This window comes from Anoxybacillus thermarum (assembly GCF_000836725.1).
Classification (GTDB): domain Bacteria; phylum Bacillota; class Bacilli; order Bacillales; family Anoxybacillaceae; genus Anoxybacillus; species Anoxybacillus thermarum.
In genome coordinates this window covers 31,275-42,779 of record NZ_JXTH01000018.1, presented here as the reverse complement: position 1 = coordinate 42,779, position 11,505 = coordinate 31,275, and the positions used below count along the sequence as shown (strand labels likewise).

Genomic DNA, 11,505 nt, shown 5'->3' with positions numbered 1-11,505 from the left:
GAAACTGACCCGACCGACCGGACAAGCGATTTTTCAATTGTTTTGGTATGTCAGAGTCGTCCTGTTGGAACTGCCGGATGGACGAATTCAACGCGCGTTAGGTCAACCGCTCACGTACGAGCAGCGAAGGATTCTGCAAGGATTAGGGATGGACGAGAGCATTTACGTCTAATGGGATAAAGAACGACCAACGATGGTAAAAAAAGGATACCATCGCTTTTGGTGTTGGTTTAAAAGTTATTCTAAAAAACTGAATAAAAAATCCTTTTGTTCCGCCCTACCAAGGTGCGAAATATGAGTTACAACGTGGTAGACGATATGATACGTTGTAAAGAAAAGAAGGGTAGCCGCAAAAAAGTAATGCACCCATAATGTGATTTCATATGAGGTGAGCCATTTTGTACCAAACGGTTGCACGATCAAATAGCGACCGTATACCGGCATTTGGCCAATTCCGGTAATGATGAGCATAATAATGGAGATAGCAACACCCCAATGGACGAAGCGATTCGGAAGTGGTTGACGGTAAATTTTATTTTTCTTCTTGTTCATGAGCGTCTCCCCCTTCTTTTTTCTTCTGTCCAGATAAAACTTTGTAAGCGGTAATGCCTGCAGCGGCTGCGCCAGCGATTGGAGCGATGAGCGTAGCTAACATATATCCGTGCGTTGTTTCTAACATATTTTCGACTTCAGGCTTCATATGCGGACGACCGAAACGCGTGTCGTTTTCTTCTTGTTTTTTTGTTTCAATGGCTTCGTTAATTTTATCAAACGGTACGTCTGAGACGTAAAGTGTTAATGTACCGCTATTTTCTACGTCTCCATAGATGAAGCCACCGATTTCTTTTGCGCGTTCATATGCTTTTTTGCGAATTTGTTCGTACGGACCAAATTCAATTGCGCCTTTTGGACAGGTAGTTTCGCAAGCAGGGCTTTTTCCTTCCTCAAGTAAATCAGCACACATGTCGCATTTGTACATGACGCCCCCACCAGCTAATTCAGGTGCAAGTTTCATATATAACCCGACACCGGCTTGGCGCTGCGGGATATCCCAAGGGCAAACTGTTCGGCATTTCGCTCCACCCATACAGAAGTTTTCATCAATTTTTACCGCCCCATGCTTCGTTTTCTCGATCACTCCAAACGGACAAAGTTTTTGACATGGTGCATCAAGACAATGCATACATCGTCTTGGGATGGCAACTTCTTTCGTTTCGCCGTTCCAGTTTACTTGCACTTTTTCAACGTATGTCCAGTTGTAAGGAGTGAGACGGTCTGTTCGGTCTTTTTCATTGGACCAGTCTTCATGTTTTTTCCGAGGCCAATAGTCTTTGATTGGTTTTTGCGGTTGTGGAAAACGATGTTCATTTTTTTGTCTACAAGCTGTGACGCATAGAGGAGTGTCGTAAGCTGCACAACCATCACATTTTGTCAAGTCAATAAGCGAACCAATTAACATACTTTCATCTGATTTGTCCGTCTGTGCATATCCGGGTGTTTTTGTCGCAAGTAATATCCCTGCTGTTGCGCTGGCGACTGTTGATCGTTTTAAAAATGTTCGTCGGCTTATTTTTTCACTCATCATCCAAACCTCCTTATCTATATACCCCAATAGGTATTTTAATAAGGAACACTTCAGTTGAAAAGAAGAACAGTCGCATTGTTTTTGACAAATTTGTGACAAAGTTGATTAGGACAACATTCTCGCCTAGCGCGAGGTGCATAAGCTGGAACGGTAAAACGTAGGAGGGATGTGTATGCCATTTATTTCGGATCGCTTTCCAAAGGTGACGGTAGCGACGACTATGGGGACGATCACATTACCAGATGATTACGCGGGACGATGGTTTGTCCTCTTCAGCCATCCGGCTGATTTTACTCCCGTTTGCACGACAGAGTTTGTAGCATTTGAAAAAATGAAACCGCAATTTCAACAGTTAAATACCGAATTAATTGGTTTGTCGGTGGAGCAAGTGTTTTCTCATATAAAATGGGTAGAATGGATTCGAGAAAAGCTCCATGTTAACATTTCATTCCCAATTATTGCAGATGAACTTGGGCATGTGGCAAAACAACTTGGGATGATTCATCCGACGAAAGGAACGCGGACGGTACGTAGTGTATATATTGTTGATCACGAAGGAACTATTCGTCTTATGTTAACGTATCCGGAGTCAGTCGGAAGAAACATATACGAAATTGTAAGAGCAGTAAAAGCATTGCAGACAGCGGATGCATATGAAGCAGCAATGCCAGCGAATTGGCCACACAATGAGCTTGTAGGGGACCGACTCATTATGCCACCGCCGCGCACGATTCAACAGGCAGCAGAACGACTAAACAAAGCGAAAAAAGGAGAAATGAGTTGCTTTGATTGGTGGTTTTGTACGAAGGGAACATAAAAAGACAGCGAGCACATCACTCGCTGTCTTTTTGTATACTTAAAAGATAAAAAGTTTCGATTGGCTGCAACATTTTCGTTTGTTCAGTTGTATATAAAGCGAAAGGAGGTCGTATCTTTGTGCACAAAAGAACAAATCCAGCGTGCTATGGATGAACATGGGAATATGGTGTTGCGCCTCGCGTACATGTATATGAGAAATCAACACGATGCGGAAGATGTCTTTCAAGATGTGTTTATTAAGCTATATGAACATATGGATCGGATACAAAGTGAAGAACATATGAAAGCATGGTTGATTCGGGTCACAGTCAATGTATGTAAAAACAAATTAAAATGGTTTGCGTATCGCAATATGGATGTATACGAAGAGTGGGCCCATTTTTCTACTGATTATGATGACCATTTCGAAGTCATGTCAGCAGTCACATCGCTTCCGACAAAATATCGGGAAGTCGTCCATCTATTTTACTATGAAGGGTATCAAACGAAGGAAATTGCCGAGTTGCTGAAAAAGCGGGAAAGTACGGTTCGTTCGCTGTTGGCGCGTGCGAGAGAAATGTTAAAAAACAAACTGAAAGGGGAGTATGATTTTGCGTGAGCGATATAAAAAAGAGATGGAACATATTGTCGTGACGGAAGAATTGAAAAATAAAGTCATTGAACGGATTGGAGAAAGAGAGAAAGAACAGAAGCGAAAGTTGCTTCGACCAGCTTATGTTGGTTTAGTCGCAGCAAGTGTATTATTGACTATTAGCTTGTACCCGACGCAACCTGCTAAAGAAAAAACGACAGAAGAAGTGGAAATGATGATGGAACATGGGCAAAGGGAAGATATGATGACGACAGAAGTGACCGATTCGTATATAACTATTCATGATGTCACATATGATTCAAAAAAACAAAAGCTCCAGTTCTCTGTGACGAATAAAAGCGATGATGTTATTTCGTTCGGGTATGCATATACAATTGAGCGATACGACGACAAAAAACAGATATGGTTACCGACAACGTTAACGAACGATCTCGCATTTATCGAAATGCTTGCATTAATTGATAAGGGACAGACAGTGACGGACGGGATCGATTTGTCATTGTTAAATCAACCGTTGACAAATGGGAAATATCGTACGGTACGCACGTATTATACGGATACGGCTCATTTAACTGGATATATTGAATTTGACGTCGCCGATCAAAAGTTAACGAACTTTCGAACGTATATAGAAGCACAACCGATTGAAACGAGCGAAAGCAAAGATGTGAAACTAGCATGCGAAAAAGACGCCGACTTTTCCGTTTATAGTAGCTATAACGCACTTGTTTTAACGAGAACGAATCGTCAAGGGCTGCATATATATCCGATGTATGAAGGGAAAGAACAGGTGAATTTTTCAATGGAAGCAAGTGAAGGAAAGTTATTTATTGATAAAATGGCTGATGATGCGTTAACGATTTACGAAGCGGAGCAACCTGTATCGTCTGATGAACAAATGATCGCTGAATTAATGCCACCTGATAGGGGACAGGTGGAAGGCAGCGAAGGATATGAAGGATCGAAAGTGTTATTTCTAAATGGAGAACGAGCTAATGTTGAGCCATCTATCGTTTATTGGGAACCGAATGAAGCAAGTAAAAAAGAGGAAGTAAAAGTGAAAGTGACTGTGATGAATGCGCGTACCAATGAACAAATAAATGTATTTTATGTCGTCATCGTTCGAAAAGGAGACGAATATGTATTAAGTCACATTGAATAAACGAGGGGAGTCCCCTCGTTTATTTTGCTAAAAGGGGACGAATGATAGAAATAGCTGCTTCATGTTCGAGTGAGCGATTCGAAAGAAGAGTTAAAAGCTTTTCATGGCTGTCCATTTTACTTTCAAGTTTTTTGACGATTTCATTTGTTTCAAGCACAGCTTGCTGGACCAGCGTTAAGTCTTGTTTCGTGGCCATGTTTGCTTTGACATCTTGAAGCTCTTGCTTTGTTGCCATATTTGCTTTGACTTCCTCAAGTTCTGCTTTGATTTCTGCAAGCTCTTGTTTCGTCGCCATGTTAGCTTCCATTTTGTCAAGCTTGTCCAAAATTTGTCGCAACGTATGCTCCATGGGTGCCCCCCTTTCGTTTAAAAATGTAGAAAGGGAAACAGGGGACAGGCATGTATGGTGCCAGGAAGGGGTGTTTAGGATGTGTGGTGATGCGGATAAAGACTGTTTCCTGCATTTTATTATACACAATTGGTTCAAAGGGTGGAATATGCTCTTTGTTGTGCTGTTGTTGCTAGATGGTGTATTGTATAAACAGACGAGATGGTGGGGGGAATGACGTTGACAGCATTATGGAAAGAGGCAAAACAATTTATCACTTTATGCTATACAGAGTTAGGAAAAAACGATGATGAAATATATGAGCGGTTACAACAAGTGAAACGAGAAATTGAACAAACGGGAACGTATGAACATACATATGAAGAGCTTGAACATGGGGCGCGCATCGCATGGCGCAACAGCAATCGTTGCATCGGACGTTTATTTTGGCAAACGCTTCATGTATTTGATGCACGTTCGATAGAGAGAGAAGAAGATATTGCGGAGTGGCTATTCCATCATGTTGCTTTCGCGACAAACGAGGGGAAAATTCGTCCGACTATTACTATTTTTCGTCCTGAACGTGTTCGTATTTGGAATCATCAGTTAATTCGTTATGCCGGTTATGAAACAGAGCATGGAGTCATTGGAGACTCATCATCCATCTCGTTTACGAAAGCGTGTGAACAGTTAGGTTGGAGAGGGGAACGAACGCATTTTGACATTCTACCTCTCGTCATCCAAGTAGATGGTCGCGACCCTAAGTTGTTTCCGATTCCAAAAGATATCGTACTTGAAGTGCCAATTGAACATCCAAAGTTTTCGTGGTTCCATGATTTGCAGTTAAAATGGTACGCCGTGCCGATTATTTCAGATATGTGTTTAGAGATCGGTGGTATACGCTATACAGCAGCGCCATTTAACGGTTGGTATATGGGAACAGAAATCGGGGCGCGTAATTTCGCGGATGATTACCGATATAATATGCTTCCGAAAATTGCTTCATGCATGGGTCTTGATACATCGAGAAATAGCACACTATGGAAAGATCAAGCGCTTGTTGAATTAAATATGGCAGTTTTATATTCGTATAAAAAAGCAGGAGTAAGCATTGTTGATCACCATACAGCCGCCCAGCAGTTTAAGCGTTTTGAACAACAAGAACAAGAAGCAGGAAGGAAAGTCACAGGCAGTTGGACGTGGCTCATTCCTCCGCTTTCCCCAGCGACGACGCACATTTTTCACCAATATTATGATAATACAATTGTAAAACCGAATTATTTTTACCAACAACGCCCTTATGAATGACACCGCGCGATTCACGCGGTGTTTTTTGTGATAATATATTCCTAATTTTCAGAATAATATTTACTATCTTCTTATTTTTTTGATATAGTTATAGAAAAAAGGAAAAAGGGGGAAGCTTGATTGGATCTTATTGAGCAACTCAAAATGGAAGAAATGAGGAAGAAAAACTTTTTTCTGTTTCTCATTTATACGTTTAGTGCGTTAACAGGCGTGATTGGACTTATTTTGATTGGGGAGAAAGTAGAGAAGATTGCCATTTATGGAGGAAGCCTTGTGCTTCATGTGCTCGTTTATATCGTGTTAAAAAAAATAAAGAAGCATGAGCACATATACCCATACTTTATTATTTTTGTATTATTTTTTGCGACATTAGGCAGCTTGTTTACGACAGGGGGAAGTTTAGGGACAATCGCTCTCGCTTTTTGTTTAGTCGTGTTGTCGGTGTTACATTTGTATCGCGTATTGTTTATGACAGGGATGTTGCTTGGAACAATTGTTTTAGTTGTCAGTGCACTTACTCCTTCTCCGTTTCAGCAAGTGTTTCAAAAAACTGGGCATACCGTTTTTATCGTTTATGTGATGATAGGCATCGCGCTTTCTGTTTTGTTGCATTTAAGTCGTAAGCAGTTTCATCAGCTTGTTGAGCATGTTGGACAGACGCATGAAGAAAAAGAAAAGCAAAGTGCAAGAAGGTATGAGCTTGAACAACAATTAAGACACATTATTGAAAATGTGGAACATATTCATCAAAAGGTACTTCAAAATGTACAATCGCAAGAAGAAATGAAAGAAGCGATTCGGCAAGCTGCGGTGGCGGGTCAAGCACAAAGTGAACAAGTCGTTGATATTCATGATGAAGTAGCAGAAGCGAAAACGATGAGTGAGCGAATTTACGAAACTTCTAAACAATTAAAGGAACATTCAGTACAATCAAGTGAAATGGCGCAGGATGGTATACAAAAAATGCACCTTTTACTAACACATACAGCAAAGTTTCATGAGACGATTCATGCGACGAGAACGACATTAAATGCATTAACGAGTAAAATCGCAAACACAAATGAGTTAACGAAACAAATTAAGCAAATTACAAATCAAACGAATTTATTGGCATTGAATGCGACAATCGAGGCGGCACGCGCAGGGGAATATGGGAAAGGATTTGCGGTCGTTGCGGAAGAAATTCGAAAGTTGGCCGTATTAACGGAAGAAACGACACAACAAATCGTTTGTAATTTGGCAGAAGTAAACGAAAGTAACAATGAGCTGTTAGAGCGGATGGATGAAACGAGTGAACAATTAACGAAAAATGAATCATTGACGGATGAAGTGAATGTATATTTTGAACGATTGTATCAGTCGTTAACTTATTTGCAAGAACAACTTTCTCACTTTTTCATCATTAGCGAGAAGCTAGAGAAACAAGGAGAAAAAATGGATCGTTCCATTAGCGATTTTTCTGTTTTCATTCAACAGTCGAGTGCAGCGCTTGAAGAAGTCAGTGCAACAGTAGAACAGTTAAAAGATGCGAATGAAAAAATGGCGGCATATGTGACAGAAACTGCCCATCGTGCCGCAGCCATTCAGCAACAAATGGTATAGAAGAACAGCCCCTAGTGGAGCCTAGGGGCGCTTTTTATGATAGCTTGTCCCTTGTTTCGAGAAAATCGTTCCACATTGTAAGGAATAAGTCGATCAATTTCGGATCGAACTGTTTTCCGCGACCATCAAGTAAAATCTCCTTTACTTTCTCTGGAGGAAAAGCGTCTTTGTAAATGCGTTTGGACAATAATGCATCGAACACATCAACAATGGCGACAATTCGTCCTTCTAGCGGAATTTCTTCTCCTTTTAATCCGTTTGGATATCCTTGTCCATTCCACCATTCATGATGGGTTTGAGCAATGTTTGCAGCCATTTGAATGACAGGTAAATCGAGATTAGCTAAAATTTGATGGCCGATGAGCACGTGCGTCTTCATTGATTCCCATTCTTCTTTTGTTAGCCTTCCCGGCTTGTTTAAGATGTAATCAGGGATACCAACTTTTCCGATGTCATGAAATTTCGCTGCAATTTGAATATCAGCTACAAATTGTTCGTCACATCCAGCAAGACGAGCAAGCATGCTTGAAAGAATGCCGATACGATGCACATGATTTTTCGTATCATCATCGCGATATTCAGCAAGTTGAAGCAACCGTTCAAGCGTATCGAACATCACTTTAGCTTCTTTTGTGACATCTTGAATGACGAGAAGGGCACGAGATAGCTCGAAAATTTTATTTTGCGGCAAAAGCCGAACTTTATAATAATGTGATCCGCCTTCATTTTCAAATGTAGCAAGCATTGGTTCGGACTTTTCTTCTAGCGCTGGACAGCCTGAACAAGGGACGGTACGTTGATGAAATAACTCGTAACAACGACGTCCAATCGGATGCTTTTCCTCTATGCCGATGTGATGCAACAATCGTTTCGTTTTCTCATCAATCCACGTAATACGTCCAAAATCGATTGTACTAATTTCATAGGCATAAATATCAAGAAAATCGAAATCGCGTAAAAATAAGTATGGTCGAATAATTTCTTGCATAATTGAAAGTGTAAATTTCGTAAATCGCTCGAACGAGTGAATATATTGAACGACATATGGGTCATGCAAATATTCTTTTGTCAAAAACACCTTTTTTATCGCTTCACAAATAGATTCACTCGTAATATGGAAAAAGCTTTCATGATATTTTTGATCGATAATTAATCGACTCCAGTCGCGAATAATGCGAAAGTATGCTTCAGTGTCATAGTAAATTTTTTCTTGGAAAAATTGCAACAAAAAGTTTTTAACATACTGAAAAAACTTTTCTCGTTCAAAAAAACTGTATGAATACTCTTCCCATAGCCGTTGTGAAAACGATTGGCGAAATGCGTCTATAATCGCATCGACGCGAAACGAAATATAGCCGCTAAATTGATCAAGATGTTGCAAATCTTGTTCTGTAAATCCGTTCACTTGTTGTAATTTGTGCAGTTCGTAACGAAGCGGGTGTGCTGCTTTTTCAATTTCAGCCATTTCATATGCCTCAAGGGTGAGCTGCATGTCAAATGAAAATAGCGCATGAACAGCTAATAAAATATTGATTGCTTCATTCGGCAAAACAGGAGAAATATGTTTGTAAATGATGTCAACGTATTTCGTATACGTAGCTAAATACCATTTCAAGTCAAGTCCGATTTCGGAGTGCACTTTGCCGATGTTGTACCGCTTTTGAATATACTCGTCATCAATCATTCCTGCAAAACATTCATTCAAATATGTCATTTGTGTTTTTTTCAACCGTCTTAATGTCGAATGCTCTTCAATTAATTTGCGCAAAGAAGGGATAGATAATATCTCTTTATATAAATCTTCCACAATCCCTTTGACTAACGGTTGTAATACGCTGCGATGATTGTAAATGGATTGTAGCTTTTCTTCTGTTACCCCTGTATAACGCAGCTGATGAAGTCGCTTTTTGTCTGTTACTTGTATATGTTTCATCCCCCAAATTCTCCCCTTTATTATATATGAGCAGCTTGAACTTGTTTCACAACTTTTTCAAACGGAACAGGCGGGCTAAAGAAATAGCCTTGCGCTTTGTCGCAATGGGTGGAGTGTAAAAATGAAACGTGTTGATCGGTTTCAACCCCTTCAGCGACAATGTGTAGCTGCAACTGATGAGCAAGCGCAATAATGGCTTCGGTTAATTTTGCAGTATGTTCGTTTGTGATGACTTCGAAAATAAACGACTTGTCAATTTTGAGTGTATCGACAGAAATATGGCGCAAATAAGCGATTGATGAATAACCGCTGCCGAAATCGTCAATTGCGATGCGAATCCCCATTTGTTTTAGTGCACGAATCGTTTCGATGACTTGCTTCTCATCGCTTAACGCAATATTTTCTGTAATTTCTAATTCAATATAGTGCGGCTGTAAACAAGTTTGTTCTAATAATTGTTGTACAAAAGAAAGAAACTGCTCGCTTTTCAATTGGCGAAGCGATAAGTTAATGCTGACATATACGTGAGTCATGCCTTGTTCATGAAGCCGTTTTAAATCAAAAATAGCTGTTTGAAAAATATATTCTCCAAGTGGAATAATAAAACCGTCTTCTTCCGCAATGCTAATAAATTCATTTGGTGGAACGAAGCCAAGTTCTTCATCTTTCCAACGAGCGAGCGCTTCCATCCCAACGAGTTGATTTTTTTCCATATCGATAATTGGCTGATAATATACAGCAATGGCGCGTTGTTCTAAAGCAACGTGTAACCGTTGTCGAATGAGCGATTTGCGGATGCGCTCTTGCTCAAACATTGGATCGTACATCGCCCATTGATTTTTTCCTTTTTTCTTCGCTTCATACATTGCCATATCGGCATGTTGAACCAAAGTCATTTCATCTTCCCCGTGTGTTGGGTATACGCTCACCCCGAGACTTGTTGTAATAAACAACTCTTTTTGACGAATGAAAAAAGGTTCGCCAAGTATATTAATCATCTGTTGTGCTACTTGTTCAAATGATGGAACATCAGCAACAATGATCGCAAATTCATCGCCCCCAAGGCGAGCGACGAAATGATCGTGCAAATGACTTAATCGTTTCGCCACTAATTGCAACAAAAGATCACCGGTTGCATGGCCGAGTGAGTCATTAATATTTTTAAAGTTATCTAAATCAAGGAAAAAAAGCGCTACAGTTTCATTTTTTTCTTTCGCTATTTCCAAGCGTCGACGAAGTGTATCAATAAAATAGCGGCGATTTGGTAAATTTGTTAGCTCGTCGAATAAAGCTTGTTTTCTTAATTGTTCTCTGCTTTTAGCGAGCGCTTGCTCGGCGCGCTCTCTCGCTTGAAACGGTTCTTTAAACGACGCTAAATATAAACCGCGTAAAAAGTAAGAAAAACCAATCACTTTATATACGTGTCCGAATACGTTTAACACATCATAAACGTTACGATATAACGTAAAAATAAGCTCGCTTAAAAATAAAAAGACGAAACCAATGATGACATCAAGCGTTGGTGCTAGCCGTTTTGCTTTATAGTGTCGAATGAGTAAAATAATCGTGATGATGTGTAATGCGGTGATCACGTACTCTACTCCGTTTTTTAGGGGAGTTGTTCCTAGCCCTTCAACGACAAGCGGTGGCAAGGAGTGTGCAAAATGAACGATAATCATTGACACAAGCCCGACATATAGTAAAGGAACGAAGAAACCGAGCAGCTTCTCTTTTTCTTGAATCGGTCCGTCAGGAAGCAAAAAAGCGAGCAATAAAAATGCTGCTTGTGTAAGCCGAGCAGCTAGCCAAAAAGAAGTCGCAAGCTGAACGGAACTATCTGCAAGCACAATGCCCGGCATTTCTTTATATGTAAGCGTGTGCAATAAATCGAGGCAGCCGACGGCTAAAAAAGTTGTCGCAATGCGCAAGCGACGGCGCGACAACGCTTGCGGAAACGAAATCCATCCTTGAAACGCAATAGCCATAGCAACTGTAATACTGAAAAACTCAAGCAATGTATGAATTGACAAAAAGTGATTTTGTTTAAATGTCATTGTTAGCGCTGAACTAAACAGCAAAATGGCTATGAAACAAATGAACGCCAACGAGCTAACTACCATGGACCATTTTTCTTTTTTTGTCATCGGTGTTATGTCCCTCCATCATCCCCATGTTA

General features: G+C 40.3%; 10 protein-coding genes and 1 pseudogene. 6 read left to right on the top strand and 5 right to left on the bottom strand.

Annotated elements, in window-relative coordinates; all coding sequences use genetic code 11:
* A pseudogene (locus LH47_RS15900) lies at nt 1-172 on the top strand (IS1634 family transposase); the annotation flags it as partial.
* 65 nt (nt 173-237) lie between these two features.
* On the opposite strand, the gene LH47_RS06260 reads toward LH47_RS15900, so the two are convergent.
* Together LH47_RS06260 and LH47_RS06255 are read right to left on the bottom strand one after the other, a co-directional pair.
* The gene (locus tag LH47_RS06260) at nt 238-552 is read right to left on the bottom strand and encodes a cytochrome b/b6 domain-containing protein (protein WP_200890852.1); all 315 of its coding nucleotides are present in this window, start codon (nt 550-552) and stop codon (nt 238-240) included.
* Nucleotides 533-1,585 (bottom strand): 4Fe-4S dicluster domain-containing protein, encoded by a 1,053-nt coding sequence (locus LH47_RS06255; protein WP_235341071.1) that lies wholly within the window; start codon nt 1,583-1,585, stop codon nt 533-535. The genes LH47_RS06260 and LH47_RS06255 overlap by 20 nt, the downstream gene beginning before the upstream one ends.
* Nucleotides 1,586-1,757: 172 nt before the next feature.
* Between LH47_RS06255 and LH47_RS06250 the strand changes: the two genes are divergently transcribed.
* The 3 genes from LH47_RS06250 to LH47_RS06240 all read left to right on the top strand — a co-directional run bounded on the left by LH47_RS06250 (nt 1,758) and on the right by LH47_RS06240 (nt 4,158).
* The gene (locus LH47_RS06250) at nt 1,758-2,402 is read left to right on the top strand and encodes a peroxiredoxin (protein WP_084221268.1); all 645 of its coding nucleotides are present in this window, start codon (nt 1,758-1,760) and stop codon (nt 2,400-2,402) included.
* A gap of 117 nt (nt 2,403-2,519) precedes the next feature.
* Nucleotides 2,520-3,002 (top strand): sigma-70 family RNA polymerase sigma factor, encoded by a 483-nt coding sequence (locus tag LH47_RS06245; protein ID WP_084221267.1) that lies wholly within the window; start codon nt 2,520-2,522, stop codon nt 3,000-3,002.
* On the top strand, nt 2,989-4,158 hold the full coding sequence (locus tag LH47_RS06240) for an immunoglobulin-like domain-containing protein (RefSeq protein ID WP_043965687.1): 1,170 nt from the start codon (nt 2,989-2,991) through the stop codon (nt 4,156-4,158). Before LH47_RS06245 ends, LH47_RS06240 begins: the two co-directional genes overlap by 14 nt.
* Before the next feature lie 19 nt (nt 4,159-4,177).
* Here LH47_RS06240 and LH47_RS06235 read toward each other — a convergent pair whose 3' ends face one another.
* Entirely contained in the window at nt 4,178-4,507 is a 330-nt protein-coding gene (locus LH47_RS06235; RefSeq protein ID WP_043965685.1) for a hypothetical protein, read from the bottom strand.
* Between the two features lie 219 nt (nt 4,508-4,726).
* Between LH47_RS06235 and LH47_RS06230 the strand changes: the two genes are divergently transcribed.
* Nucleotides 4,727-5,794, top strand: a complete 1,068-nt coding sequence (locus tag LH47_RS06230; RefSeq protein WP_235341070.1) for a nitric oxide synthase oxygenase — start codon at nt 4,727-4,729, stop codon at nt 5,792-5,794.
* 120 nt (nt 5,795-5,914) lie between these two features.
* Nucleotides 5,915-7,396 (top strand): methyl-accepting chemotaxis protein, encoded by a 1,482-nt coding sequence (locus tag LH47_RS06225; protein ID WP_043965681.1) that lies wholly within the window; start codon nt 5,915-5,917, stop codon nt 7,394-7,396.
* 34 nt (nt 7,397-7,430) lie between these two features.
* Here the strand turns inward: LH47_RS06225 and LH47_RS06220 are convergent, their stop codons facing one another.
* Both LH47_RS06220 and LH47_RS06215 read right to left on the bottom strand, forming a co-directional pair.
* Complete coding sequence (locus LH47_RS06220) at nt 7,431-9,329, bottom strand: protoglobin domain-containing protein (RefSeq protein WP_043965677.1); 1,899 nt, start codon at nt 9,327-9,329, stop codon at nt 7,431-7,433.
* Nucleotides 9,330-9,349: 20 nt separating this feature from the next.
* Nucleotides 9,350-11,473, bottom strand: a complete 2,124-nt coding sequence (locus LH47_RS06215) for a bifunctional diguanylate cyclase/phosphodiesterase (protein WP_043965674.1) — start codon at nt 11,471-11,473, stop codon at nt 9,350-9,352.
* Between the last annotated feature and the right edge of the window lie 32 nt (nt 11,474-11,505).